This is a genomic window from Streptomyces sp. AK08-02, assembly GCF_033795085.1.
Classification (GTDB): domain Bacteria; phylum Actinomycetota; class Actinomycetes; order Streptomycetales; family Streptomycetaceae; genus Streptomyces; species Streptomyces echiniscabiei.
Genome location: NZ_JARAZV010000001.1, coordinates 238,117 through 264,424, shown reverse-complemented (window position 1 = coordinate 264,424; position 26,308 = coordinate 238,117). Strand labels below are relative to the sequence as shown.

Sequence of the window (26,308 nt, the reverse complement as noted above, 5' to 3'; positions counted from 1 at the left end):
CGCAGAGGTAACAGCATGTCCCCACGCGGCTTCTCGGTCAATGAGGAATCACGGGGGCGTTTCCCCGGACACGGGCGTCCCGCCGGGCACTCGGATGCCCAGCGGGACGCGCGTCAAGGGCTCGTCCGGACGGTCAGTCGAAGTAGTCCGGCTGCGTCTGGACGTTCAGCTCGCGCACCCGGACCTTCTTGGCCGGATCCGTGCGCCGGTCGTCGAGCTTCAGGACGTCGAAGCCCTTGGCGATGTCGTTCGAGTAGATGTAGCCGTTGTAGTAGTACGCCGACCACGGGCCGGCGGTGGTGACGCGGTCGGTGGTCACCGGGCCGCGGTCGAAGTAGGCGATCTCCTTGGGCTTCGCGGAGTTGGTGAAGTCCCAGACGGAGACACCGCCCTGGTACCAGGCCTGGACCATGATGTCCTTGCCCTTGACCGGGATCAGCGAGCCGTTGTGCGCCACGCAGACCTCGGTGTCCGCCTGGTAGCGGGGGATCTTGAAGTAGCTCTTGAAGACGAGCTTGCGCTTGTCGCCCTTGCCAACGATGTCGTAGATGCCGTCGGCCCCACGGTTCGGCCCGATCTGCTCGTTGCAGGTGGCCGCGCCTCCGCCGCCCAACTCGTCGGTGAAGACGACCTTGTTGGCCTTCTGGTTGAAGGTCGCCGAGTGCCAGAACGCGAAGTTGACGTTGTCCTGGACCCGGTCGATGACCTTCGGGTGCTCGGGATCCTTGATGGAGAACAGGATGCCGTCGCCCATGCAGGCGCCCGCCGCGAGGTCCTTGGAGGGCAGCACGGTGATGTCGTGGCAGCCGGTGGTCTTGGAGACGCCCGGGTTGGTGGGCGAGCCGGGGTTGCCGCCGCCGTCGGGGCCCTCACCGGGGAACAGCACCGGGAAGCCGACAACCGCCGCCTTCTCGGGGGCTTTTCGCGGCACCTTGATGATCGAGATGCCGTCGTGCGGGGGCTGGCAGTCGGGGAAGGCGGCGCTCGGCGAGTACGAGGAGACGTAGATGTAGACGTTCTTGCGCTCGGGCACCAGGGTGTTGGTGTGCGAGCCGCAGGCGGTCTCCACGGCGGCGACGTACTTCGGGTTCGCCTTGTCCGTGATGTCGAAGATCTTCATGCCCTCCCACGACGACTTCTCGGTCGCGGGCTGCGAGACGCTGTTGCAACTGCTGTCGCTGCGCGAGGAGTCGGTGGACAGGAAGAGCAGGTTCCCGGAGACGGAGATGTCGTTCTGGCCGCCGGGGCACAGCACCTGGGCGACCGTCTTCGGGGCCTTCGGGTCGCTGATGTCGAACACACGGAAGCCGTCGTAGTTCCCGGAGAAGGCGTACTTCCCCTGGAAGGCGAGGTCCGAGTTGGTGCCGGGCAGCGCGTCCTTGGGGACGTTCGTGAGGTGCGTGATGTTGTCGGAGTGGACGATCTCGTCCACTCCGGGTATCTCACCCGCGGCCAGGGCTTCCTTGACCTGGGTCTGCACGTTCTTGGAGATCTTCTCCGGCACCGTCGGGCCGTCCCCCGGGTCGGGGGTCGCGGCGGCGGGGCCGGCGGTCAGCAGCGCGGCCAGGAGTCCGGCCGCGACGGCGGCAACTCCCAGACGTCTGTGCCGCGTTCGGGAATCGTTCAACAGGGTCACTGCGTCCTCCCTGGTAGCCGTTCGGATCAGAACGGTTCACGGTGCTCCGAAGTATCGTCTTCATCATGCACCGATCAACAGTAGGCAACGCATTCGTCATGAAAGTTTCTGATCACCGGCGAATGGAAGCGTGCTAGGACGGACACAGCACTCACGAGGTGTCCCCCAACTCACCTGACCCAGGAGGCTGTTGTGCCCGTCCGCCGTGCGTCCCGTACGTTTCGCCCGGCCCTGCCCGTACTCGCGCTCACCCTCGCGCTCGGGGCCTGCGACTCGACCCCGTCGCCCGACGCGAACGCCAGGGCCGCCAAGGCGACCGGGCCTTCGGTGATCGCGCCCGGCCTGCCCGGCGAGGCGGCCAGAACGCTCTCCCCGGAGGAGGCCAAGGCACAACTGCCGGACGACTCACCCAACTCGGCGGACATCTCGTACGCCCGCAGGATGATCGAGCATCACGCACAGGCGATCGAGATCACCGAACTCGTGCCGAAACGTGCGCAGTCGACACCGGTGAAGCTGCTGGCCGAACGCATCGCCGCCGCCCAGGGGCCCGAAATCGCCGCCATGCAGGGCTGGTTGGAGGACAACGGCAGCGATGACAGGCCCACCGGGCACACCCACGAGGCGATGCCCGGCATGGCGACCACCACGCAGCTCGCCAAGCTGCGCGCGGCCAGGGGGAAGGCATTCGACGAGCTGTTCCTGACGTTGATGATCACGCATCACGAGGGGGCCGTCACCATGGCCACCGAGGTGAAGGCACAGGGCAACAACGTGCGGGTCGAGGAGATGGCGGACGACGTGATCGCCCAGCAGACGGCCGAGATCAACAGGATGCGCGGAATGTAGCCGCGAGCCGTCGAGCCGACCGGGTCTCCCTCGAAGGCCCTCGCTCAGCGCCGGGCATGACGGGGTGAGAGGAACCCGGCGTCGCGGGCCTGTGAGATCAGTCTGAGGGATCGGCGACGGCTGTATCCGGTGGCGCACATCACGGCGAGAACGGGGTCGGCGCCCTCTTCCTGGGCCGCGCGGTACTCCTCGGCGATCAGCCATCGCCCCTCGACACCCCGCGGCCAGGCCTGTCGGGCGCGACGCGGTCGCGGACAGAACTCGCTCTGCGCGGCGTCCGCCGGCCCGTCTCCGCACGCGTCGAAGAGCGGCCCCTCGATCCAGTCGGCGAGCCCCGCCAGATCGTCCAGGGACAGCGCCGGCTGCGCCCGTACGTCCTCGATGGAGACGCCCGCCTCACGGACCACGGCGAGCAGGTCGACCTGGGCGCCGTCGGCGAAGGCGAGCCGGACGTCGAACCATGCCGTCGCCGCCGAGCCCTCGTGTTCCCGCACTTCCCAGGCGGGCCGCACCGACACCGCGCCCTCCGTCGGGCAGCGACCGGAAAGATTAAGAAAGGATGCTTCTAGCACATACGGAACGTAACCGCATCATCACATTCACTACGAACGGACACGCGCGCCCGTCTCGCCCGGCACCCTGTCAGCGCAGCTCCGGGGGTGCGATCCTGGAGGTGTCAGCAACAGGGAGTTCCGCAGCGTCCCGCAGTGAGGGGTTCCGCCGTGTTGCGTGTCGCCGTCGTGGGTTCGGGTCCGAGTGGGGTCTACACCGCGCAGAGCCTGGTCCAGCAGGATCCGGAGGTGCGGGTCGACGTCCTCGACCGGCTGCCGGCGCCCTACGGGCTGGTGCGGTACGGCGTGGCGCCGGACCACGAGAAGATCAAGTCGCTCCAGCACAATCTGCGCGCGGTCCTGGAGCACGAGCGGGTGCGTTTCCTGGGCGGGGTCCGGATCGGCCGCGGGCCCGGGGAACTGCCCGTCGCCCGGCTGCGGGAGCTGTACCACGCGGTGGTGTACTGCGTGGGCGCCGCCACCGACCGCCATCTGGGGATTCCCGGTGAGGAACTGCCGGGCAGCTGGTCGGCCACACAGTTCGTGTCCTGGTACAGCGCCCATCCGGACGCCGTCGGCGACGGGTTCGTCCGGGGGGCGCGGTCCGCGGTGGTCATCGGTGTCGGGAACGTGGCGGTGGACGTGGCCCGGATGCTGGCGCGCGGCCCGGCCGAGCTGAGCCCCACCGACATGCCGCAGGCGGCGCTCACCGCGCTGGCCTCCAGCAGGGTGACCGACATCCACATGGTCGGCCGGCGCGGCCCCTCACAGGCCCGCTTCACGACCAAGGAGCTGCGCGAGCTGGGATCACTCCCGGACACGGGAGTCGTCGTGGACGAAGCCGAGTTGATGCTCGATCCGGGGTACGCCGACCCGTCCGCCCTGCCCGCCGTTCAGCGCCGGAACGTGGAGGCGCTTCGCGCCTGGTCCGCCCTGCCCGCCGTGGCCGGCGCCCGGCGCATCCGGCTGCGTTTCTTCCGTCGCCCGGTCGAGTTGCTCGCCGCCGGGGGCCGGGTCGGGGCGGTGCGTTTCGAGCGGACGGCGCCGGACGGGAACGGCGGCGTGACCGGGACAGGGCAGTACGAGGACATCGAGGCACAGCTCGTGCTCCGCTCGGTCGGCTATCGCGGGGTCGCCCTCGACGGGCTGCCGTTCGACGAGGCCCTCGGCACCGTGCCCCATCTCGCGGGCCGGGTCCTGCGCGACGGGCGCCCCTCGGTGGGCGAGTACGTGGCCGGCTGGATCAAGCGCGGCCCGACCGGCGTCATCGGCACCAACCGCCCCTGCGCCAAGGAGACGGCGACCTCCCTGCTGGCGGACTCCACCGTGCTCGTACGACAGGAGAGGACCGAGGACCCACTGACCGCACTGCACGCGGCGGGGTTCCGGCCGGTCGAGTGGACGGGCTGGCAGGCCATCGAACGGGCCGAGGCGGAACTGGGCGCCACGCTGGGGCGGAGCACCGTGAAGCTGCCCGACTGGGAGTCGCTCATGGCGGCGGCAAGGGCGGAAGGCGCCCCGGGCGTCACAGCCCTGCCCGGGGCGTGACACACCGGCAACAGGGCAGCAATCAACAAACTGTTCAAGCCCCTTACGGTCTCGTCGAGACCGGACGCCCGCTCGCCCGCCGCCCCTGGAGTGCCCATGGCCACCGCCTCTCCCCCACCCGTACATCCCGTCGACGAGGTCCCACCCGTGCGACAGCTCGCCGCCTTCGGTCTGCAGCACGTACTCGCGATGTACGCGGGGGCCGTGGCGGTGCCCCTGATCGTCGGCGGTGCGATGAAGCTGTCACCCGCCGACCTGGCGTATCTGATCACCGCGGACCTGCTGGTGTGCGGGATCGCTACGCTCATCCAGTGCGTGGGCTTCTGGCGCTTCGGCGTCCGGCTGCCGATCATGCAGGGGTGCACCTTCGCGGCCGTGTCGCCGATGGTCCTCATCGGCACGACGGGCGGCGGGCTCCCCGCCATCTACGGCTCGGTGATCGTCGCCGGGCTCGCGATCATGCTGCTGGCGCCGGTCTTCGGGCGGCTGCTGCGCTTCTTCCCGCCGCTGGTGACCGGCACCGTCATCCTGGTCATCGGGCTGTCGCTGCTGCCGGTGGCGGGCAACTGGGCGGCCGGCGGGGTGGGTTCGGCGGAGTTCGGCGAGCCGAAGAACCTGGCGCTGGCCGCCTTCGTGCTGGCCGTGGTGCTCGGTGTGCAGCGGTTCGCGCCGGTGTTCCTGAGCAGGATCGCGGTACTGACCGGCATCGTGGTGGGGCTGGCCGTGGCCGTTCCCCTCGGCTTCACGGACTTCGACGGGGTCGGGGACGCCGACTGGGTCGGCGTCAGTACGCCGTTCCACTTCGGGGCGCCCACCTTCGAGGCGTCGGCGATCATCTCGATGCTGGTGGTGGCGCTGGTGACGATGACCGAGACGACCGGTGACCTGATCGCGGTCGGCGAGATGACCGGCCGGACGGTCGAGCCGCGCTCCCTCGCCGACGGGCTGCGCGCGGACGGCTTCTCCACCGTCCTGGGCGGCGTTTTCAACACCTTCCCTTACACGGCGTACGCACAGAACGTGGGCCTCGTCGGGATGACCCGGGTGCGCAGCCGCTGGGTCGTGGCGGTCGCGGGCGGCATCCTCGTACTGCTCGGTCTGCTGCCCAAGCTCGGCGCGGTGGTCGCGGCCATACCGGCACCGGTGCTGGGCGGTGCGGGACTGGTGATGTTCGGGACGGTCGCCGCGAGCGGGCTGCGCACGCTCGCCGCGGTCGAGTTCAAGGACAACCACAATCTGACGGTCGTGGCGGTCTCGGTGGCCGTGGGCATGCTGCCCGTCGGTGTGCCGACGGTCTACGCGAAGTTCCCCGACTGGTTCCAGACGGTGATGAACAGTGGGATCAGCGCGGGCTGTCTGACGGCGATCGTACTGAACCTGCTCTTCAACCACCTTGCGGGGAAGGGCGGTTCGCTCGGCGGCGACTCCGCCGAGGCGGTCGGCCCGGCGGACGGCGGCGGTCGGCACGCTGTCGAGAAACCCCGGGAAGAGGTCGTCTAGGTCGTCCCGGCGCAGGCGTTCATCCTGGCCGTGCCCCGGTAGGCCTGTCGGATCACTCCACTCTCGCGCAGCACCCGGAAGTGGTAGGTGGTCGTGGACGTCGACGCCGTCCCCTTCGCCGCCCGGGTGAGGGCCGAGACCTCGCTGCCCGTCGCCGCCGTGGGGATGATCACCGACGCCGAGCAGGCCGAGAGGATCCTGTCCAACGGCGAGGCCGACACGGTGCTGCTCGGGCGTGAACTGCTGCGCGACCCGGACCGGGCCCGGCACGCGGTCCGTGAACCGGGCGGCGACGTGCGCGTGCCGGACCAGTGCCACCGGTCCGTTTGAGTCCGGGGCCGCCGACCGGAGCCTGGACGCCGGGTCCCGTGCGTCCCCTGGTTTCTCAGGGAGCCGGCGGCAGTTCCTGTTCCGCCCAGATGGTCTTGCCCGTGCCCGTGGGCCGGGTTCCCCAGCGGTCGGTGAGCTGGGCGACCAGGAGGAGGCCGCGTCCGCCCTCGTCGAAGGTGCGCGCCCGGCGCAGATGCGGCGAGGTGCTGCTGGCGTCGGAGACCTCGCAGATGAGGGTGCGGTCGCGGATCAGCCGGAGCTGGATGGGGTCGCCGCCGTAGCGGATCGCATTGGTGACCAGTTCACTGACGACCAGTTCCGTGACGAAGGCCGCCTCGTCGAGGCCCCAGCGGGTCAGCTGCTCCGTGACGTGTTTGCGGGCGACGGCGACCACGGCCGGGTCGGCGGGCAGGTCCCAGACCGCGACCTGTTCGGCGTCCAGGGCACGGGTGCGGGCGACCAGCAGGGCGACGTCGTCGCCCGGTGTCTCCGGGAGCAGGGCGCCGAGCACCGTGTCGCAGATCTCCTCCAGGCTGTCGGCCGGTGCCGCGAGTGCCCCGCACAGGACGGCCGTTCCGGTGTCGAGGTCACGATCGCGGGCCTCGACCAGCCCGTCCGTGTAGAGGGCCAGCACGGCACCCTCGGGCAGCTCCAGCTCGGTCGCCTCGAACGGCAGCCCGCCGACGCCGAGCATGGGACCGGCGCTCACCTTCACCACCTCGACCCGGCCGTCGGGATACCGGACGACGGGCGGCGGATGCCCGGCGGCGGCGAGCGTGCAGCGCCGGGACACCGGGTCGTAGACCGCGTACAGACAGGTCGCGCCGATCTCGGCCGACCCTCCGCTCTCGTCGGTCCCGAGATGGCCCACCAGGTCGTCGAGGTGGGTGAGCAGTTCGTCGGGCGGCAGATCGACGTCGGCCAGTGTCCAGACCGCCGTCCGGAGCCTGCCCATGGTCACCGAGGCGTGCAGGCCGTGGCCGACGACGTCCCCGACGACCAGCGCCACCCGGGTCCCGGACAGCGGGATCACGTCGAACCAGTCGCCGCCGACGCCCGCCTGGGACAGCGCGGGCAGATAGCGGGAGGCGGACTCGACGGCCGCCTGGCCGGCCACCGTCTGGGGCAGCAGGCTGCGCTGGAGGGCCAGAGCGGTGGTGCGCTCGCGGGTGTAGCGGCGGGCGTTGTCCACGCACACGGCCGCGCGGCTGACCAGTTCCCGGGCCAGCGACTCGTCGTCGTCGTCGAACACTTCGGGCTTCTCGGGGGTCAGCAGCCGCACGAACACGGCCACGCCCAGCGCCGCACCGCGTGCCGTCAGCGGTACGGCCATCAGCGCGATGTCATGGGTGCCCGTACCGTCGTCGTCGCGCAGTTTCGCCGAGCGGGCCGTGTGCCGGCCGAACCAGCGGTCGAGGTCCGGGTCACCGGAGCGGGCGAGGACGGGCAGGCCCGTGGCGAGCGCGCGGGCGGGTGGCGCGTACGCCGGGTAGACGTCCGCCGCGCCGAGCGCGATCGCCGCCTCAGGCACCCCGGCCGTGAGCGAGTGGTGGGCGACCCGGCGCAGTTCCACGCCGGCGTCCATCTGTCCGACCGTCGGTTCGTCGCCCTGGAGCACCGAGTCCAGCAGGTCCACACTGGCGAAGTCGGCGAGCCGGGGCACCACCAGTTCGGCGAGTTCCCGGGCGGTCTGTACGACGTCGAGCCGGGTGCCGATGCCCGCGGCGGCCTCGTTCAGCATGGCCAGCCGCTGTCTGGCCCAGTACTGCTCACTGCTGTCGAAGGCGGCGAGCGCGACGCCGAGCAGGTCGCCGGCCGGATCCCGCAGCGGCCACATCTCGGTGGTCCAGGCATGCATGCGCCGCCCCGAGGGCGAGCGGGTCCAGCTCTCGTAGTGGACCGGCCGACCCGTCTCGGCCACCATCTCCAGATGGCGCCGGAAGCCCCGGCTGTGTTCGGCGTCCTCGACGGTGTCGGGGAAGTACCGGTGCAGGAACGCGGCCTCGGGCTGCCCCATGACGGCACAGGCGACGTCGTTCATCCGCAGGTACCGCTGTTCGGTGTCGAAGACGGACATCGACATGGATGCCTGCCGGAACGCGAGTTCGCTGAGGACACGCCCCGCATCGTCGGGCGTCACCGTGACGACGTACTCCCGCCGCCGCCCCACGACGGGACACAGCCGCAGCGCCAGCTCCACACTCCGCCCGTCGCGGTGCCGTACGCCCACGACGGCGGCGCCGGAGGTGCGCAGTTCCCGCCAGGCCGCGCGTGGGTCGCCGGTCACCAGGTCCGCCGCCGGGCGGCCGGTGACCTCGGGGGCGGTGTGTCCGGTGAGCCTGCGGGCACCCTCGGTCCAGCCCGTCACAGTGCCCCGGGCGTCGATCACCGCCAGCGCGTCGGCGGCCGGGACCACCCGCTGTTTCTCGCGCGGCCCATTCACCATATGCCCAAGAATGAGGGCATTGGTGGCCGAGCTCAACCCGGGATCAGCTCTTCCCGAACCATCGCGTGGGAACGGCGGCGGCGAGCGTGCGGTACCCCTCGGGGTTGAGATGCAGCCAGTCCCCGTCGTGCAGGTCGGCGCGCAGCCGGCCCGGATCGGCCGGATCGCGGACCGCCCGGTCGAAGTCGACCACGGCGTCGAAGGCGCCACCGGTGCGGATCCAGGCGTTCACGGCCTGACGGGTCGTCTCGCGCACGCCGGCCGGATCGTCGTACGGCGTGTTGCCGCGGAAGGGCGTGAGTGTGGCTCCGTAGACGCGGATGCCCTGGGCGTGTGCGCGGACGACGATCTGCCGGTAGGCGGCGATGAGGTCGTCGGTGACGCGCTGCTGGGCTGCCGGGGTGGCCTCGGCGGTGCCGATGTCGTTGACGCCCTCGAAGACGATCAGCCAGGAGACCCCGCTGTGTGCCAGGACGTCCCGGTCGAGCCGGGCGAGGGCGTTGGGTCCGAGGCCGTCGTTGAGGACCCGGTTGCCGCCCGCGGCCTGGTTGAGCACGGCGATCCGGTTGCCGCCCGGAAGGCCCCTGAGCCGGTCCAGGAGCTGGTCGGGCCAGCGGTTGTTGCCGTTGGTCGTGGAGCCCCGGCCGTCGGACAGCGAGTCTCCCAGCACGGCGACGGCACGCGCGCCCGGCCCGGAGAGCACCTCGACGTCGCTGAGCAGGTACCAGTGGTTGACCGGGGTGGCCCCGGGCAGATCCTGCTCGCCCGTCCCGTCGCCGGAGCGCAGGTACGAGGTGGTGCGCGAGCCCGGGTGCGAGGTGAGCGCGAGCGAGGTCTGACCACCGGCGAGGTACGTCGTCACGGTCAGGTTGGCCGCAGGACGCAGCCCGAAGTCCAGCGGGTCGGAGACGACCTGTGCACCGGCGGGGACGGTGGTGGTCCGGCGTCCGGCGAACGTCACCTGGCGCAGGGTGCCGGGTTCGACGGCGCTGACTCCGGCCCGGCCTTCCAGGGGGAGAGCGACCGTCACTGCGGTCAGGGGCAGCGGGGTGGTGCCGAAGGCGTTGGAGAAGCGCAGCCGGATGCGCTCGCCGCCGGTGGAGACCCGCACGGTCTGGCGCAGGGTGGTGTCGACGAGGACGGCGCGCTCCCCGGTGAAGGGCGCGGGGGGCATGTTGCCGGGCTCGGTGAGCTGTGGCATCGACGTCCAGGTGTTGACCCAGCGCGGGGCGGACCTGGCCGGGTCGGCGACCGTCGGCTGAGGGCTCGCGACCAGGGCCACTACGGCAGAGGACGCCACGGCGACGGCCAGCACGAACACGCAGGCGGCGACCAGGTGGGCGAGTGCTGCTCCGGTGGACGGCCACTGGGGCCGGGGCGACTGCGCGCGGCGGGGCGACTTCACTGGCCGGGTGCCTTCCTCTGTTGTCCTGACGGGTTTCTTCGGATCGTGCGGAGCTGGAGGTGACCGGGTGCGCGCTCGTGGCACGCACCCGGCACAGGGGGGGCTCAACCGGCCGTGCAGGCCGTTCCGTTGAGCGTGAATCCGGACGGCGCGGCACTGTTGCCCGTGTGGCTCGCCTGGTAGCCGAAGCCGACACTCGCACCGGGCGCGATGGCCGCGTTGTAGGTGACATTGGTGGCGGTCACCGTGCCGGAGGAGGGGGCGAAGGTGGCGCTCCACCCGGAGGTGATGCTCTGGCCGGAGGGCAGGGTGAAGCCCAGTTTCCAGCCGTTCACGGCCGTCGTGGTGTTGTTGGTGATGGTCACGGACGCGGTCAGCCCGGTGTTCCAGGCGTTGGTCGTGACCGCCACCTTGCAGGCGCCAGCCGGGGGCGGCGGCACGGTGCCGCCGCTGTCCAGGCCGAAGAAGGTGATCACGCGGGCGGCCATGCCGGTGGTGATCAGGTTGTGGCCGACACCCTGGAGGCTGATCGCCTCGACGGGTGCTTTGTCACCGGTGGCGCCGTAACGGGTGCGGGTCCAGCCGGACTGGGGCGAGTCGGTCGCGGACGGCGTCTGGGTGAGCCCCTGCACATTGGTCCACTGCTTGATCTCCTCCCCGAAGTTGGGGTAGCGCAGGGTGTCGTCCTCGGTGCCGTGCCAGAGCTGCATGCGCGGGCGGGCGCCGGTGTAGCCGGGGTAGGCGTTGCGCACCAGGTTGCCCCACTCCTGCGGGGTGTGGGTCACTGTCCCCTGGGCGCACTCGCTGTTCCACTCCGAGCCGTTGGTGGTGGCGAAGCAGCCGAACGGTACGCCCGCGAAGGCGGAACCGCCGGCGAAGACGTCCGGGTAGTCGCCGAGCAGGACGTTGGTCATCATCGCGCCGGAGGAGACCCCGGTGGCGAAGACCCTGCTGGTGTCGGCGTTGTAGGTCCGGGTGACCCAGTCGACCATGGACCTGATGCCCACCGGGTCGCTGCCGCCGCCCCGGGTGAGCGCCTGCGGCGACGAGACGTCGAAGCACTTGCTGCTGCGGGTGACCGACGGGTAGATCACGATGAAGCCGTAGCGGTCGGCCAGCGAGGCGTACTCGGTGTTGGAGTAGAACACGGGACCGGAACCGGTGCACCAGTGCACGGCCACCAGGACCGCCGGCCGCGCGGTGACGCCGTCCGGCACGTACACGTACATCTGCAGGTTGCTCGGGTTGGTCCCGAAGTTCGTCACCTCGGTGAGCGCGGCGGCCGCCGCGGCGGGGGCCGCCGCCGGCTCCGTGCGGGCCGCCGCAGCGGGCGCGGTGAGAAATGTTGCCGCGAGTAACGGCAGCAGGCCTGCGAGAAGCGCGACGAGTGCCGAGCGCAGCGGTCGTCTCGCGATGGTGCCGACAGTGGTGGACACGTCCTTGTCCCTTCCTGATCACGGCTCGTGGGGTAACGCGTGGCGGAAGTCGAAGTCCCGCTCCGCGGGGCTGCCCGCCCGCATCGTGACATGGGCATGGCCCCCATGGAAGCGCTCCCACACATCGAAAACATTCGCCGACCAGCAGGTGCGGGTCCGAGGGAAACGCATTGCGCGCAAAGCGTTGACCAGAAAGCGCTTACCCCCTACCTTCCGTTCATCGATGTGACCCATCGAAGTCGATCCCCATTCGACGAGACGGCCCGAAGCACACGCACTCAGGGATGTGCACTCCCTAAGGCGCCAGTGCCCCCACTGCTTCGATCCTTCCGTCGCCACTCCATCGCCCGCACGGGCGGCGCGCCCCGTGTGAACAACATGGTGAATTTCATTCACATAGCTGATCACCCCCTCGGTCAGCCAGCCCTCCCGAAGGGACGCACCCGCATGCGTACACACCCCCCACGTACACAAACGCAAAGATCTGTGGCGGTGGCTGCCGCGGCCACCGCTCTCGCGGCCGCCACCGTGCTGGCCGTCCCCCAGACGGCCGGTGCCGCCGAGAACGCACCCATCGGATTCGGCGCGGGAACGACCGGCGGCGGCAGCGCCACCCCGGTCACCGTGACGACGCTGGCCGCCTTCAGGACGGCCGTCACGGGCAACGCGGCGAAGGTCGTGCGGGTGAGCGGTCTGATCACGCTGAGCGGTCAGGTCGACCTCGGCTCCAACACCACGGTCCTGGGCGTCGGTTCATCCTCCGGTTTCACCGGGGGCGGCCTCAGGATCAAGGAGGAGACGAACGTCGTCGTCCGCAATCTCAACATCAGCAAGCCGCTCGCACCGTCCGACGGCGTGACCGTCCAGAAGTCCACGAAGGTGTGGATCGACCACAACTCCTTCTCCGCGGACCGCGCTCACGACAAGGACTACTACGACGGTCTGCTGGACATCAACCACGGCTCCGACAACGTGACGGTGTCCTGGAACACCTTCAAGGACCACTTCAAGGGCTCGCTCGTCGGCCACAGCGACAACAACGCGTCCGAGGACACCGGCCATCTGAAGGTGACGTACCACCACAATCACTTCAACAACGTGTACTCGCGCATCCCCAGCCTACGGTTCGGCACCGGCCACTTCTACGACAACTACGTCCAGGGTGCCGAGACCGCCGTGCACTCGCGGATGGGCGCCCAGATGCTCGTCGAGAACAACGTCTTCCGTTCGACGCCGGTCGCGGTGACCACCAGCCGCAGCAGCGACATCGACGGATACGCCAACCTGCGTGGCAACGACCTCGGCGGAGCCGCCACGGAGGTCTCGCGGGTCGGCACGTTCACCACCCCTCCGTACAGCTACACGGCAGAGCCGGCCTCGACCGTCGTCGCCTCGGTGACGTCCGGCGCGGGCGCCGGAAAGCTCTGAACGACCCCCCACTCCCCACAGCACGACCGACCGGAAGAAGGCATCGGGACATGACTTCCGCAGTACGTCCACGCGCGCGCGGGCGCGCGCTGACCGGCACCCTGGCCACTCTCAGCCTCTCGCTTGGCATGATCATGACTAGTGGAGCGCTCTCCCCGGCGAGCGCCGCGACCTGGCCGACCGCCAACGGCAGCCAGGGCGTCTCGGCGACCATCGCGGTCTCCGGCACCAAGGACTACGGGATGAAGCGCCTGTACGGCACCGGTGACCTCGGCACCGGTGGTCAGGACGAGGACCAGGGACCGATCCTCGAACTGGCGGCGGGCGCCGTACTCAAGAACGTCATCATCGGCAGCCCGGCTGCCGACGGCATCCACTGCAAGGGCAGCTGCACGTTGCAGAACGTGTGGTGGGAGGACGTCGGCGAGGACGCCGCGACCTTCCGGGGCAGCTCCTCGTCGAACGTCTACACGGTCTCCGGCGGCGGCGCCAAGGAAGCCAGCGACAAGGTGTTCCAGTTCAACGGCGCCGGGACGCTCAACATCTCCAACTTCGCGGCGAAGAACTTCGGCACCTTCGTGCGGTCCTGCGGCAACTGCTCCACGCAGTACAAGCGGACCATCAACCTCACCAACATCGAGGCGACCTGGAAGGGAGGCAAGCTCGCCGGCATCAACACCAACTACGGCGACAGCGCCACCCTGAGGGGCATCACGATCGTCGGGGACTCCAGCAAGAAGATCGTCCCCTGCCAGAAGTACATCGGCAACAACACCGGCAAGGAGCCGACCACGAACGGCTCCAACCCCGACGGCACGTACTGCAAGTACGCGACCGGCGACATCACGTACCGCTGATCCATCCCCCCACCGGCGGCTGTACGAGGCGGACGGCACCCGCCTCGTACAGCCGCCGTCATCCCGGCTCGGTGCGCCGCTTTCCGCGTTGCCGCTCGCGCTCGGCACCGGGGCGTCCGCCGCTCGGACGGGGCCCGTACGGCGGTCCGGGGCGGCGCCGAGGGCAAGGTCGACCACGTGTCGGCCCACGGCCACGAACCCGCGCGCGGGTCGGCCGTCCTGCCGGAGCTCATTCGGCATTCGGCGAAGTGTGACGACAGCGTTCCGCTCGCCTGACCGATGGGCCCGGCCTCCTTCGCACACCCGCACGGCGGTTGCCGGACGGAGACGGTCCGCGTCGTGCCGCCGACGAGCCCACCGAGCGCCACGTCACGGTGGTCGGCGGGCCGACCGGGAGCGGCACCGCCGGGCACCACACCTCGGGGCGCGCGCCGTGGCGAGGGACGCGGCGAGAGGCGGCCGAACGCCTACGCCTCCGCTCCCCCGGCCCTTCTCAGCGCGTGTTGCGGCCCCACATCGGGTCGAACCGCTCCCACGCCTCGTCCCACTCCTCCATCCGCCGGCGCTGCAGACGGCCGCGCAGGAGCCGCCAGCCGACGTAGGGCACGGTCCCCCCGCTCGCGCCCGCCAGGGCGCCGATCAGCACGGCTCTGAGCTGGGCCTCGGACTCGGTGGCGGGCTTTGTCACCAGCCGGCCCTGCGGGTCCGTCCAGACCGTCGCCGGGCTGCCCGCGGTGCTGCCCGAGTCGACCCGGGCCTGACCCGTGTGCCGGGTGCCGTCGGAGGTGCTCCAGCGAACCTTCGCCCACACCTTCTCGCTGCCCACGGTGCCGGGCGCGTCCTCCACCACCAGTGCCGTCACGGCGCGCCACTCGACGCGCTCTCTCGCCAGCCCCTGTTCGACGGAGTGGGCCGACAACAGGCCGACGAAGACTCCGGTGAGCACGATGAGTGCCCAGGTGGCCAGTACGGCCCATCCCTCCACGGCATCCACGCGACGCCTCAGCGGATTGCGCCGCCAACGCCACAGCCACACCCTCGGACCACGGAATGCCGCCATCGAAGGCATCCTCCTCACGCGCACACGGACATGCCCTGCCGTCCTCCCATACGCGCGACGGCCCGCCGCTGCTCACGACAGGCTCGAAGTCTCCGTCACATCTCGCCGACAAACCGCTTTGACCTGCGACGACACCGTTTCCAGAGGTGACTGTCAGTGGTGGGGTGCAGACTGGCCGATGACTGGACAAAGACGTCCCGGAGGTGATCGGCATGACCGAGGTACTGCTCACGGTCGGCACGCGCAAAGGCCTGTTCATCGGGCACCGGCGCGGGGGCACGTGGGAGTTCGACGACAGCCCTTCTTTCAACGCGCAGGCCGTGTACTCGGTCGCGATCGACACCCGGCGAGAAAACCCGAGACTGCTCGTCGGCGGCGACAGCGCCCACTGGGGACCGTCGGTCTTCCACTCCGACGACCTGGGCCGGACGTGGACGGAGCCCGCGCGGCCGGCCGTCAGGTTCCCCAAGGACACAGGCGCCTCACTGGAGCGCGTCTGGCAGCTCCACCCGTCGACGGCGGAAGCGGACGTGGTGTACGCGGGCACCGAACCGGCGGCGCTGTACCGCTCGGAGGACCGCGGTGAGTCCTTCGAGCTGGTCCGGCCGCTGTGGGAGCATCCCACCCGCTCCCGGTGGGTACCGGGCGGCGGCGGTGAGGGCCTGCACACGATCGTCACCGACCGCCGAGACCCGCGCGCGGTGACGGTCGCCGTCTCGACGGCAGGCGTGTTCCGCACGTCGGACGCCGGCGCGAGCTGGGCCCCGTCCAACTCCGGTGTCTCCGCGGTCTTCCTGCCGGATCCGAACCCGGAGTTCGGCCAGTGCGTGCACAAGGTCGCGAAGGACTCGGCCAACCCCGACCGGCTCTACCTCCAGAACCACTGGGGTGTCTACCGGAGCGACGACGCGGGCGGGCACTGGACCGACATCGGCGCCGGTCTCCCCTCGACGTTCGGTTTCGCGGTGGCGGCCCATCCGCACCGCGGCGACACGGCGTACGTCTTCCCCATCAACGCGGACGCGGACCGTGTCCCCGCCGACCGCCGTTGCCGGATCTTCCGCACTGCGGACGCCGGCAAGAGCTGGGAGCCCCTGTCGGCGGGTCTGCCCCAGGGGGACCACTACGGCACGGTGCTGCGCGACGCCCTGTGTACGGACGACGCGGACCCGGCGGGCGTCTACTTCGGCAACCGCAACGGCGAGGTGTACGCGTCGGCGGACGACGGCGACAGCTGGCAGCAGTTGGCGTCCCATCTGCCGGACGTCCTGTGTGTCAGGGCCGCGGTGATCGACTGAGGATCCGGTCGCAGGGGGAGGGTGCCCGGCTGTCACGGCATCGCCGCGGTCCTGGGAGACCACGGCGACGACTGTGGCCTACGGCAGTTGCCAGTCCACCGGTTGGGCGCCCTGCTTGACGAGCAGGTCGTTGGCCCTGCTGAACGGGCGCGAGCCGAAGAACCCGCGGTCCGCCGACATCGGAGACGGGTGGGCGGACTCGATCGCCGGAAGATCGCCCAGCAGCGGCCGCAGATTGCGCGCGTCACGCCCCCAGAGGACGGACACCAGCGGCTTGCCACGCGACACCAGCGCCCGGATCGCCTGTTCGGTGACTTCTTCCCACCCCTTGCCCCGGTGCGCCGCGGGACTGCGCGGTGCCGTGGTGAGCGCCCTGTTCAGCAACAGCACACCCTGCTTCGTCCACGGCGTCAGATCACCGTTGGACGGTCTGGACAGCCCCAGGTCCGTGTGCAGCTCCCGGAAGATGTTCTCCAGGCTGCCCGGCAACGAACGCACCTCGGGCGCCACCGCGAAACTCAGTCCGATCGCCATCCCCGGCGTGGGGTAGGGATCCTGACCGACGATCAGGACGCGGACGTCGTCGAACGGCTGCTGGAAGGCCCGCAGGACATTCGCCCCGGCCGGCAGGTACGTCCGGCCGGCCGCTATCTCGGCCCGGAGGAAGTCCCCCATCGCGGCGATGCGTTCGGCGGCGGGGTCAAGAGCCTTCGCCCAGCCCGCTTCGACAAGTTCATGCAAGGGTCGTGGTGCCACGATCCGTCACCCTACTGGCACACACCGAGGCCTCGCACAGCCAGGGAAGCCCTCGCACACCGACACCGCTGAATGACCGGCATATGAACCCGATGCCCGATTGCCGGACAGGCGACGGCTCTTCGCCGCACCGGGTGCAAGTCCGCCCAATTCGCCGAGTCCCGTCGGACCCCGCCGTTCGCGCGCGGTTGACCAGCGCAGACACATGGGGTCGATATGCCCGGCTTCTTCCCCCTATGGAGAGATGTCACGTACTGATCACTTCTGATCCGCCCGTAACTCATCAGACAAAAGGGGACGGATACCGCTCACCTGCCCCCTCCCCGAACAAGGGAGCCCAATAAGCCAGTAACATGCGGCGCCATGAGCTCCCCCACTGGGCCCGCCGGCCTGCCAGTACGAATGCCGCGCCCCCGCCAGCCGGGCCGGCACCGCCGCCCCGAGCCGCTGGCGGCTCCCGAGGGGGCGCCCGCGCTCGTCCTCGCGGTGCCGGGCATGCCCAGCGCCGCCACCCGGAGCCTCGCCGAGGAGGTCGTGAGCATCGCCCGCTCCGAGCTCCCCGGCCTCGACGCCCGCATCGGATACCTCGACGGTGACGACGCGGAGTTCCCCACGCTCCAGTCGGTGCTCACGCACACCGCGCAGGAGCGCACGGCCCGCTATGAGCAGGCCCTCGCCGCCGGCGCGGACGTCAAGCAGCCCGAGGGGCCCGTGGCCGTCGTCGTGCCGCTGCTCGCCGGTCCGGACAACGCACTGCTGCGGCAGGTCCGTCAGGCCGTCATGGAGAGCCGTATCGCGGCCGACCTGACCGACGTCCTCGGCCCGCACCCGCTGCTCGCCGAGGGACTGCACGTACGGCTGTCCGAGGCGGGCCTCGCGCGCGCCGACCGGGCCCGTCTGTTCACCGTGGCGACGGCCGCGGACGGCATCATCCTGGCCTCTGTGGGTGGCGAGGAGGCCGTGCAGGCCGCCGGGATCACGGGCATGCTGCTCGCCGCGCGCCTCGCCGTACCGGTCATGGCCGCGGCCCTCGACCAGGACGGCTCGATCGCGGCCATCGCCGAGCAGCTGCGGGCCTCGGGTTCGCAGAACCTCGCGCTCGCCCCGTATCTGATCGGCCCGGAGATCGACGCCGGTCTGCTGGAGGCCGCGGCCGCGGAGGCGGGCTGTGCCTCCTCCGACGCGCTCGGCCCCTACCCGGCGATCGGCAAGCTGGCGCTGGCCAAGTACACGACAGCCCTGGGCATCGCCCCGCAGCAGCCCCAGGGCGCCCCGGTCCGCTGACCCGGCAGCACCCCGTACGACGCGGTCCGACGACCGGAACATCTGGTACGCCGAAGGGCCCGCTCCTCTCAGGGAGCGGGCCCTCGGCGTGTCCGGACGAGTGGACCTCAGGCACCGACGAGTGGCGAACCCGACGGGCCGCGCAGCGGATCGGCCAGCTCGGCCAGGGTCCGTTCCAGGGCGTGCAGATGGGCGAGGGCGGGCTCCCTGGTGTGGACGCGGTCGGCGGGGGCCACCATGGAGTCGGCCCGGCCCTCCACAAGCGCCTCCACCGCGGTCTCCACCCGCGTACAGGCGGCGACGAGCCGGACGTCGTGGGCGGCCTCCCGGTCCGCGGCCACGGCGACCAGGCCACGGATCTCCCGGGCACAGTCGTCGAGGAGCGCCAGCACCCGAAGCGCGCGGCGCTTGCGGGCGCGCGCCGGGTTGAGCGGATGCACGAGCGGCGCGACGGACAGCCGGACACGCCCCAGCAGCAGTTCCAGTTCCGCCACGCGAGGGCCCGGGTCGGGATCCGCACCGCCGAGGCCACCGCCCGGCGAACCGGCGAGCCGGGCCGTGGCCTCGGCGGTACAGGCGTGGACGCAGCGCAGGGCTCGCTGGATCCATGCGTCGGTGGTGGCGTGTGTGGTGATCGGCAGCACGAGGACCACGGCCAGCAGGGCGCCCAGCGCGCCGACACCGGTCTCCGCGAGCCGTACGCCGAGCAGGGCGGGGTCGAGGACGCCCAGAAGGCCGTACATGAGTTCGGCGAGCAGCGTGACCGAGAGCATCATCCACGTGTACGACACGGCGGCCGAGTAGAAGATCCCGAACACACACAGGGCGGCCAGTACGGCCGTGGGGAAGGTGGCGCCCGCTACCGGAACAGCGACAGCGAGGCCGAGCGCGATGCCGAGAACCGTCCCGAGGACACGGCGGAAGCCGCGGACCAGCGTCTCGCCGCGCGAGGTGGTGTTCACGAAGATCCACCAGGTGGCGCCGACGGCCCAGTACCAACGGTCCCCGGACACCAGCTGGCCCATGACCAGCGCGAAGCCCGCGGCGACCGTCGCCTGGACGGCCTGACGGGTGGTGGCGCGGGCCAGGCCGCGTTCGCCGGCGGGGGCGCGGGGAGCCGGCGGCGGGGGCGTGCGGCGCTCGTAGCACCACAGTCCGAAGCGCACCGCCGAGGCGGTGAGCAGGGACAGGGCGACAGCGCCGTACAGCTCGGGCAGTTGTGCCGGTACCGCGTGCAGGAACTGGGCGACGAAGAAGGTCATGAACGCGAAGATGCCCAGGCTGTGGCCGCGCGGGCCCCACCGGCGCGAATACACGCCGGCGCCGACGACCGCGAGGAGGGCGAGGCCACGGGCGACCGGGTGGTCGTGGAGTCCGGCCGCGGCGGCGAGGACCGGGAGGCCGACGGCGGGCAGCAGCGCGGTGGTGACCGCCTGCCCGCGCACCGTGGCGTCGGTGACCGTGAACAGGGCGAGCATCGCGGCGAGTCCGCCGGTCACGGCCCCGGTGAGCGAGTACCCGGCGAGGCCGCAGACGATGACGGCCAGACCGACACCGAGCACGGCCCGTGCGGCGAAACGCAACCGGGCACGGCCCGGGTCCGGCGCCATGAACACCCTCTTCAGCACTGCTGCCCCGCCCCACTGGAATCGACATGAGAAAGGCGCCACGGAGTCCGCGGCGCCATCGACGGGAACATTGCAGCACTTCCACCGCGACCGGCTCAAGCCAGGGCGATTACGCTGGGCCATTGGCACAGACATATCGGTCCGCAGGTGTCCACCGTCGAACCAACGGACCATGAGACAGACCATGTACACGAGAAGGGCGACACCATGGCAGTGGACGAGCTGGACACCCGCATCCTGCGGCTGCTGCTGGAACGGCCCCGCAGCAGCGTCCGTGAGTACGCCCGTGTCCTCGGCGTCGCACGCGGCACCCTCCAGGCCCGGCTCGACCGTCTCGAACGGGACGGCGTGATCACCGGCACGGGCCCTTCCCTGTCCCCCGCCGCGCTCGGCCACCCGGTGCTCGCGTTCGTGCACATCGAGGTCACCCAGGGCCATCTCGACGAGGTAGGGGACGCGCTGGCGGCCGTGCCGGAGATCGTCGAGGCGTTCTCGATCGCCGGCGGCGGTGATCTCCTCGCGCGGGTCGTGGCCCGCGACAACGCCCATCTGGAGGACGTGATCCAGTCGCTGATCAGCGTGCCGGGCGTGGTCCGCACCCGCACGGAGGTGGCCCTGCGCGAGCGCGTCCCGCACCGGCTGCTGCCCCTGGTCGAGTCGATCGGCCGTGCGATCGCCGGCTGATCACCGCTCCCGCCCACTCTCGCGGCGTCGTTCGGAGCCCGGTTTCCAGATCTCGGCGGATGCTACGACTTGCGGCGGGGCTTGCCCTGGCGGGTACCGCCGGTCTTTCCCCCACCGCGGGCGTTCCTGCCCGCCGATCCGCCCTTTCCCGCGCCTCCGCCTCCGCCCCGGCCCGCCGACCTTCCGGCGGCGGGCTTGCGCGCCGTGCCCTCCGCACCGGCGCGCTTCTTGGTCTTCGGCTGCTCCGCCTCGGGCTCCTGGCGGCGTCCGCGCGAGCTGTTGACGGTGCGGCCCCGCACGATGCCGATGAAGTCCTCGACCAGGTCGGTCGTACGGTCCTCCGGCCAGGACAGTGCGACCTGGGAGCCGGGCGCGTCGGTGACCGGGCGGTACGTGAGGTCCCTGCGGTGGTGGAGGCGGGCCAGGGACTGGGGGACGACGAGGACGCCGATCCCGGCCGCGACCAGTTCGACGGCGTCCTCGGTGGTCGCGGGGCGCTCGAGCGCGGGGAGGCCGGGGAGATGCTCCCAGCCGAGGGTGTCGTCGAGGGGGTGCAGCACGATGTCGTCGGCGAGGTCCTCGGCGGTCACCTCGTCGACGGCGGCCACGACATGGTCCTTGGGGACCACGACCACCGACGTCTCGGTGTAGAGAGGGATCGCGCTGAGCACCGTACGGTCGACCGGCAGCCGGACGAGGGCCGCGTCGGCGTCGCCGGCCAGCATCAGGTCGCCGGCCTCGGCGGCGGACACCTGGAGCAGGGTCAGGGGGACGTCGGTTCGCCGCTCGTTCCAGATCCGCACCCACTTGGCGGGGATCACTCCGGGGACGTACGCGAGCCGGAACGCGGGGGAATCTACCGAGCCAGTCACCGCGCCAGGCTACCTGCCGTACTCCCTGCGCCGTGCTGCCCGCCCTGTCCGGCCGGACTCCCCGCCCCGCCCCTCGTGGTCGGCGCTGGTTCATACGCTCGATACCCTTGACATCATGACGACGCACCAGACCTCCCAGACCATGAAGCCCGCGACCGCGGCGAAGAAGCTGGGTGTGTACCTCCAGGCCACCCCCGCCGAGTTCCAGGAGGGTGTCGTCACGCGCGCCGAGCTCACCGCCCTGCAGGCCGACCCGCCGGCCTGGCTGCTCGACCTGCGCCGCGACGGCCCGCACCCTCGTCCGGTGGTCGCGTCGAAGCTGGGCGTCTCCATCGCGGGGCTCGCCCGCGGCGGGGTCACCGAGGCCCTCACCACCGAGCAGATCGACGCCCTGAAGCAGGAGGCCCCGGAGTGGCTCAAGCACGAGCGCTCCGTGCAGGTCGATGTCCGCAAGGAGTCGGCGCGCATCAAGGAGCTGCACCAGGAGCAGCAGGAGAAGCGCGCGAACCAGGGTAGGTAGCCGTTCGTCCGGTTCGGTGGCGGAGCCGGTTTCAGTGGCGGAGCGGGTCGAAGCGGAACGGCGCGAGTCTGCGGGCCCAGCCGGACTGGCCGGTGCTGCGGGACACGATCACCGGGCGGCCGCTGCGCGAACACCGGACCGCCATGGCCCTGTACCTCGCCTGTCCGGCCGACGAACCGGGCGAGGGCGCCACCCTCGACGAAGGGTGACGCCCCCGAGGTCACGTTCCCGCCGGCTAGCCGGCGGACTCCCCCGCCGTGGGCCGCCGCGAGGCCGCCATCGCCTCGTCGACGTCCGTCAGGGGACGCAGCCGGTAGCTGTACGAGTAGTCGCGGTTCGCGAACAGCTTGTACTCGTCGTGGGTGTGCGCGCCCCAGCTGTTGTCGCCGCCGACGCCCATCTGTCGGTGGCTCAGGCGCAGGACGACCTCCGCGCGCGGGGTGAGCTGGTAGTCGTGGCGGGCCCCGACCGACAGGTCCTCCGGCGTGAAGTGCGAGGCGTTCACCTCAAGGAGCGGTTCCGCGGAGACCAGCAGGCCGGCGCCCTTGCGGTCCGTCAGGGCGATCCAGCGGACGTCGGTCTTGTTGCCGTTCTCCTGCGGGCGCAGATAGCCGCTCCACTGCCCGTCGACGGTGCCGGAGTAGAGGCCCACGTCGGTGGAGTTGTTGCGGTCCCAGTGGTTCTCCTCGGGACCGCGGCCGTAGTAGTGCAGCCTGTCCAGGCGGCCGGGCAGCAGGAGCAGGTTGCCGACCTCCGGGATGTACGGCAGCGAGGCGGCCCCCGGGTGCAGGGTGTTGTCGACCTTGATCTCACCGTTGCCGAAGACGGTGTAGGTGATGGTGTACGTCGATGCCGGCGTCGTCGGCAGCGTGCCGGCGACCTTGATCTCGACGGCCCGGTCCCGCAGGGCACGGACGCTCACGCCGGTCACCGCACGCCGGACACCCGCGTCGCGCCAGACCTGGTTGCGGGTGTGCTGGCCGTTGCCCCGGTCGTTGTCGGTGGGCGCCCGCCAGAAGTTGGGGGTGGGCCCGGCGGCGATCAGCTGGGCGGCGCCCGCCTTGTACGAGGTGATGGCACCGGTCGCCTTGTCGACGGTGACCGAGAATCCCTTGCCCTTGACGGTGACCGACGTGTCGCCGTCCTCGTGGCGGAGCGCCGGGACGCCGGCCAGCGGCCTGGGCGTGACGGCCGGGCTGCCCGCGTCCAGGGCGAGTTGCTGCCGGGCGACCTCGAAGCCGGCCTTGGCCCACTTCGTGCTCTCCCTGGTGGTGAAGGACAGCTGCAGGAAGTACTCCGCGCCGGGCGCCGGGTCGGCCGGCAGTTGGATGGGCACGGTGATGTCCTTGGCGGACAGGGGCGGGACGTCCAGCTGGGCGCGGGTGAGCCTTCCGCGCCGGACCACCCTGCCGTCGGCGACGAGTTCCCAACGGCCTTCGAATTCACGGAGGTTGGTGAAGAGGTACTCGTTGGTGAGGGTGACCGTTCCCGGCGTCGCACCCGAAGTGATCTGCACCGCCTGGTAGATCCGCTTGACCTCGGCGGACTTGCCGGTCAGCCTGCGGTCGGCGGTGATGATGCCGTCCCCGGCGAAGGCCCCGTCGTTGGGGTTGTCGCCCCAGTCGCCGCCGTAGGCGTAGAACGTCCTGTCGCGGGGCCGCTTCTCGGTGAGGCCGACGGTGGCGGCGTCGAACCAGAACCGTACGCCGTCGTCGCCGGGGCCACGGCTGTCGGAGGCCAGTTCGGTGGCGCTCAGCGCGCGGGCGTAGACGCGGGCCCGACGGATGGTGCCGCTGAACTCCCGGGTGGGGTTGTCGATGTCGGTGGCCAGCGCGAGGGACGCGGTGTTGTTGCTCGGCCGCTGGGTGGTGGTCCTGGTGGCCCGCGCCACGCCGTCGACATGGAGGGTGAGTGTGCCCGTGGTCGCGTCGAAGACACCGGCGACGTGGTGCTCCTTACCGGTCCAGTCGTCGGGCAGCGACCACCACGCGCTGATCCACTGGCCGCCGCCGTAGATGAAGAACTCCAGGCCCCTGTCCGACTGCTTCAGGGCGTACTGGGTGTCGCCCTTGGCGATGATCGGCTGGTGGTAGCCGAGGAAGTGCGGGGTGATCCACGCCTCCAGCGTCAGCGAACCGGTGAGGTCGAGGCTCTCGTCGCGGGCGAAGACGGTGCCCCCGGAAAGGCCCTGCTCGCGGGTGAAGGTGCCGGCGGGGGCGATGATCTCGCCCTGGAGCGCGGTGGGCCCGGTCTCGGTGAACAGTTTGCGCGTGGGGGTGGGCCAGGCGAGGGCCTGGTCGACGAAGTCCCAGATCCAGCCGCCCTGGAGGACCGGGTAGCGGCGGACGAGGTCCCAGTACTTCTTGAAGTTCCCGTTGGAGTTACCCATGCCGTGGGAGTACTCGATCATCACGTACGGGCGGGTGTCGTTGGGGTCCTTCGCCCGCTGCTCGACACGGGCGGGACTGTCGTACATCTCGGAGCGGATGTCGCTGATCCCTGGGCGGTCGTCGCCCTCGTACTGGATGACCCGGGTGGTGTCGTAGGAGCGGATCCAGTCGTACATGGCGTTGAACGTGCTGCCGCCGCCCGCCTCGTTGCCGAGGGACCAGATGACGACCGAGGCGTGGTTCTTGTCCCGGTGGACCATGTTCTGGGCGCGGGCCACGCACGCCGTGGTCCACTCGGAGTGGTTCCCGGGGTACTCACCGCGGACGCCGTGGGTTTCGAGGTTGGTCTCGTCCACGAGGTACAGGCCGTACTCGTCGGCGAGTTCCAGCCACTGCGGGTTGTTCGGGTAGTGCGAGGTACGGACGGTGTTGATGTTCAGCCGTTTGATGATGCCGATGTCCTCGACCATGTCCGCGCGGGTGAGGGCCGAGCCGTGGACCGGGTGCATCTCGTGCCGGTTGGTGCCCCGGAAGGAGACCGGCTTGCCGTTGATGCGCATCAGCCCGTCCTTGAGGGCGAACTCGCGCAGGCCGACACGGTGGGAGAGGGTCTCGGTCACCTTGCCGGCCGGATCACGCAGCCGGAGCACGGCTGTGTAGAGGTTCGGGTGCTCGGCAGACCACAGCCGCGGCGCGGGTACCGCCTTCCCGGCCCGCACGGACTTCTCCTCGCCGGCGCCGAGCGCGACGGTCTGCTGGAGCGGACGCGACCAGACCGGGTGCCCGCCCGCGTCGTACAGCTGTGTCTCGACGGAGTACTGTCCGGCACCCTCGCCGCCGTAGTCCCGCACGTTCGCGGTGACGAGGAGTTCGGCCGCTGTGTGGTCGTCGCTCAGCGGGGTGTCGAGCCTAAAGTCCCGCAGGCGCACGGCGGGCGTCGAGTAGAGGTACACCGAGCGGAAGATGCCGCTCAGCCGGATCATGTCCTGGTCCTCCAGCCAGTCGCCGTCGGAGTAGCGGTAGACCTCCACGGCTATCTGGTTGGTGCCCGGCTTCAGGTGCTTGGTGATGTCGTACTCGGAGGGGTCGTACGAGTCCTCGTGGTAGCCGACCAGCGTGCCGTTGATCCATACGTAGTGGGCCGACTTGACGCCCTCGAAGTGGAGGAACGTCCGCCGTCCCGACCAGTCGCGCGGGAGGGTGAAGGTGCGGCGGTACTGGCCCACCGGGTTGTGGACGGTCGGCGCGGCCGGCGGCTGCGCCTCCTCGCCCCGGCCGTTGGCGCCCCACCAGGGGTAGTCGCTGTTGATGTAGATCGGGCTGTCGTACCCGTGCAGCTGCCAGGCGGAGGGGACCGGGATGGTGTCCCAGGCCCGGTCGTCGAGGTCGGTGCGGTAGAAGTCGGCGGCGCGGTCGTCGGGGCGGTCGACGTACGCGAACTTCCAGGTGCCGTCGAGGCTTTGCCGGTACGGGGAGCGGGTGCGGTCGGCCGCGAGGGCCTGGGCGACGGTCGCGTACGGCATCAGCGTGGTGTGCGCCGGTTCGGTGCCGACGCGGAAGACGTCGATGTGGCCGTTCCACTCGGGGGTGGCGTCCGCCTGGTCCGCCGCTGCGGCCCGCTGGGCGGTGACCGGTCCGGACAGGGCGAGCGCGCCGAGGACGGCGGCTCCGCCCTCCAGCAGACGGCGGCGGCTGACGGCGAACTCGTGGGGGTGCGGCATGACCGTGGCCTTCCTCGGTACGACAGTGCGCTGCACGGACCGAGGGTGCGTCAGATCGTGTTCGTTACTGTTGACAATCGACCCGGAATCCGGCAGCGCTTTGGTCATC

Annotated in this window: 19 protein-coding genes and 2 pseudogenes; 10 read left to right on the top strand and 11 right to left on the bottom strand. The window is 70.8% G+C overall.

Features of this window, described 5'->3' with window-relative positions:
• Positions 1-133 precede the first annotated feature (133 nt).
• Positions 134-1,636, bottom strand: a complete 1,503-nt coding sequence (locus tag PV734_RS01115) for a hypothetical protein (RefSeq protein WP_319288520.1) — start codon at positions 1,634-1,636, stop codon at positions 134-136.
• Positions 1,637-1,828: 192 nt separating this feature from the next.
• Between PV734_RS01115 and PV734_RS01110 the strand changes: the two genes are divergently transcribed.
• Complete coding sequence (locus PV734_RS01110) at positions 1,829-2,485, top strand: DUF305 domain-containing protein (protein ID WP_319091579.1); 657 nt, start codon at positions 1,829-1,831, stop codon at positions 2,483-2,485.
• 44 nt (positions 2,486-2,529) lie between these two features.
• On the opposite strand, the gene PV734_RS01105 is transcribed toward PV734_RS01110, so the two are convergent.
• A complete protein-coding gene (locus tag PV734_RS01105) occupies positions 2,530-3,003 on the bottom strand; it encodes a DUF6214 family protein (protein WP_319091578.1) in 474 nt (157 codons plus the stop codon).
• A gap of 204 nt (positions 3,004-3,207) precedes the next feature.
• Between PV734_RS01105 and PV734_RS01100 the strand changes: the two genes are divergently transcribed.
• Together PV734_RS01100 and PV734_RS01095 are read left to right on the top strand one after the other, a co-directional pair.
• Entirely contained in the window at positions 3,208-4,584 is a 1,377-nt protein-coding gene (locus tag PV734_RS01100; protein WP_319288519.1) for an FAD-dependent oxidoreductase, read from the top strand.
• Between the two features lie 96 nt (positions 4,585-4,680).
• Positions 4,681-6,084 (top strand): nucleobase:cation symporter-2 family protein, encoded by a 1,404-nt coding sequence (locus PV734_RS01095; RefSeq protein ID WP_319288518.1) that lies wholly within the window; start codon positions 4,681-4,683, stop codon positions 6,082-6,084.
• Here PV734_RS01095 and PV734_RS01090 read toward each other — a convergent pair.
• Positions 6,013-6,182: pseudogene (locus PV734_RS01090) on the bottom strand (transcriptional regulator); the annotation flags it as partial. The gene PV734_RS01095 and the pseudogene PV734_RS01090 overlap by 72 nt on opposite strands.
• A 10-nt stretch (positions 6,183-6,192) precedes the next feature.
• Between PV734_RS01090 and PV734_RS01085 the strand changes: the two are divergent.
• Positions 6,193-6,414, top strand: a pseudogene (locus PV734_RS01085) (tRNA-dihydrouridine synthase); the annotation flags it as partial.
• A 55-nt stretch (positions 6,415-6,469) separates the two neighbouring features.
• Here PV734_RS01085 and PV734_RS01080 read toward each other — a convergent pair.
• The 3 genes from PV734_RS01080 to PV734_RS01070 all read right to left on the bottom strand — a co-directional run bounded on the left by PV734_RS01080 (position 6,470) and on the right by PV734_RS01070 (position 11,701).
• Positions 6,470-8,860: a SpoIIE family protein phosphatase gene (locus PV734_RS01080; protein WP_319288517.1), complete on the bottom strand. Its 2,391-nt coding sequence runs from the start codon at positions 8,858-8,860 to the stop codon at positions 6,470-6,472.
• 43 nt (positions 8,861-8,903) lie between these two features.
• Positions 8,904-10,196 (bottom strand): SGNH/GDSL hydrolase family protein, encoded by a 1,293-nt coding sequence (locus tag PV734_RS01075; protein ID WP_319092010.1) that lies wholly within the window; start codon positions 10,194-10,196, stop codon positions 8,904-8,906.
• Between the two features lie 173 nt (positions 10,197-10,369).
• On the bottom strand, positions 10,370-11,701 hold the full coding sequence (locus PV734_RS01070) for a PHB depolymerase family esterase (protein WP_319091574.1): 1,332 nt from the start codon (positions 11,699-11,701) through the stop codon (positions 10,370-10,372).
• A gap of 447 nt (positions 11,702-12,148) precedes the next feature.
• Between PV734_RS01070 and PV734_RS01065 the strand changes: the two genes are divergently transcribed.
• Together PV734_RS01065 and PV734_RS01060 are read left to right on the top strand one after the other, a co-directional pair.
• A complete protein-coding gene (locus PV734_RS01065) occupies positions 12,149-13,129 on the top strand; it encodes a pectate lyase (protein ID WP_319091573.1) in 981 nt (326 codons plus the stop codon).
• A gap of 50 nt (positions 13,130-13,179) precedes the next feature.
• Complete coding sequence (locus tag PV734_RS01060; RefSeq protein ID WP_319091572.1) at positions 13,180-13,986, top strand: pectate lyase; 807 nt, start codon at positions 13,180-13,182, stop codon at positions 13,984-13,986.
• 493 nt (positions 13,987-14,479) lie between these two features.
• Here the strand turns inward: PV734_RS01060 and PV734_RS01055 are convergent, their stop codons facing one another.
• Entirely contained in the window at positions 14,480-15,046 is a 567-nt protein-coding gene (locus PV734_RS01055; protein WP_319091571.1) for a hypothetical protein, read from the bottom strand.
• Between the two features lie 212 nt (positions 15,047-15,258).
• Here PV734_RS01055 and PV734_RS01050 point away from each other — a divergent pair, with 212 nt between their 5' ends.
• Positions 15,259-16,344: an exo-alpha-sialidase gene (locus PV734_RS01050; RefSeq protein WP_319288516.1), complete on the top strand. Its 1,086-nt coding sequence runs from the start codon at positions 15,259-15,261 to the stop codon at positions 16,342-16,344.
• A 78-nt stretch (positions 16,345-16,422) separates the two neighbouring features.
• Here PV734_RS01050 and PV734_RS01045 read toward each other — a convergent pair whose 3' ends face one another.
• Positions 16,423-17,100: a uracil-DNA glycosylase gene (locus PV734_RS01045; protein WP_319091569.1), complete on the bottom strand. Its 678-nt coding sequence runs from the start codon at positions 17,098-17,100 to the stop codon at positions 16,423-16,425.
• 363 nt (positions 17,101-17,463) lie between these two features.
• Here PV734_RS01045 and PV734_RS01040 point away from each other — a divergent pair, with 363 nt between their 5' ends.
• Positions 17,464-18,384 (top strand): hypothetical protein, encoded by a 921-nt coding sequence (locus tag PV734_RS01040; RefSeq protein ID WP_319091568.1) that lies wholly within the window; start codon positions 17,464-17,466, stop codon positions 18,382-18,384.
• A 107-nt stretch (positions 18,385-18,491) separates the two neighbouring features.
• On the opposite strand, the gene PV734_RS01035 is transcribed toward PV734_RS01040, so the two are convergent.
• A complete protein-coding gene (locus tag PV734_RS01035; RefSeq protein WP_319288515.1) occupies positions 18,492-20,012 on the bottom strand; it encodes an FUSC family protein in 1,521 nt (506 codons plus the stop codon).
• 207 nt (positions 20,013-20,219) lie between these two features.
• Here PV734_RS01035 and PV734_RS01030 point away from each other — a divergent pair, with 207 nt between their 5' ends.
• On the top strand, positions 20,220-20,696 hold the full coding sequence (locus PV734_RS01030) for an Lrp/AsnC family transcriptional regulator (RefSeq protein ID WP_319091566.1): 477 nt from the start codon (positions 20,220-20,222) through the stop codon (positions 20,694-20,696).
• A 62-nt stretch (positions 20,697-20,758) separates the two neighbouring features.
• Here the strand turns inward: PV734_RS01030 and PV734_RS01025 are convergent, their stop codons facing one another.
• Positions 20,759-21,568, bottom strand: a complete 810-nt coding sequence (locus PV734_RS01025; RefSeq protein WP_319091565.1) for a LysR substrate-binding domain-containing protein — start codon at positions 21,566-21,568, stop codon at positions 20,759-20,761.
• Between the two features lie 115 nt (positions 21,569-21,683).
• Between PV734_RS01025 and PV734_RS01020 the strand changes: the two genes are divergently transcribed.
• Positions 21,684-22,088: a DUF5997 family protein gene (locus PV734_RS01020; RefSeq protein ID WP_319091564.1), complete on the top strand. Its 405-nt coding sequence runs from the start codon at positions 21,684-21,686 to the stop codon at positions 22,086-22,088.
• A gap of 235 nt (positions 22,089-22,323) precedes the next feature.
• Here the strand turns inward: PV734_RS01020 and PV734_RS01015 are convergent, their stop codons facing one another.
• On the bottom strand, positions 22,324-26,199 hold the full coding sequence (locus tag PV734_RS01015) for a glycoside hydrolase family 2 TIM barrel-domain containing protein (RefSeq protein WP_319288763.1): 3,876 nt from the start codon (positions 26,197-26,199) through the stop codon (positions 22,324-22,326).
• Between the last annotated feature and the right edge of the window lie 109 nt (positions 26,200-26,308).

Coding starts and splice junctions, on each gene's coding strand:
- PV734_RS01095 (WP_319288518.1), top strand. CDS start 4,681: ATGGCCACCGCCTCTCCCCCACCCGTACATCCCGTCGACGAGGTCCCA.
- PV734_RS01080 (WP_319288517.1), bottom strand. CDS start 8,860: ATGGTGAATGGGCCGCGCGAGAAACAGCGGGTGGTCCCGGCCGCCGAC.
- PV734_RS01065 (WP_319091573.1), top strand. CDS start 12,149: ATGCGTACACACCCCCCACGTACACAAACGCAAAGATCTGTGGCGGTG.
- PV734_RS01060 (WP_319091572.1), top strand. CDS start 13,180: ATGACTTCCGCAGTACGTCCACGCGCGCGCGGGCGCGCGCTGACCGGC.
- PV734_RS01055 (WP_319091571.1), bottom strand. CDS start 15,046: ATGGCGGCATTCCGTGGTCCGAGGGTGTGGCTGTGGCGTTGGCGGCGC.
- PV734_RS01050 (WP_319288516.1), top strand. CDS start 15,259: ATGACCGAGGTACTGCTCACGGTCGGCACGCGCAAAGGCCTGTTCATC.
- PV734_RS01040 (WP_319091568.1), top strand. CDS start 17,464: ATGAGCTCCCCCACTGGGCCCGCCGGCCTGCCAGTACGAATGCCGCGC.
- PV734_RS01030 (WP_319091566.1), top strand. CDS start 20,220: ATGGCAGTGGACGAGCTGGACACCCGCATCCTGCGGCTGCTGCTGGAA.
- PV734_RS01020 (WP_319091564.1), top strand. CDS start 21,684: ATGACGACGCACCAGACCTCCCAGACCATGAAGCCCGCGACCGCGGCG.
- PV734_RS01015 (WP_319288763.1), bottom strand. CDS start 26,199: ATGCCGCACCCCCACGAGTTCGCCGTCAGCCGCCGCCGTCTGCTGGAG.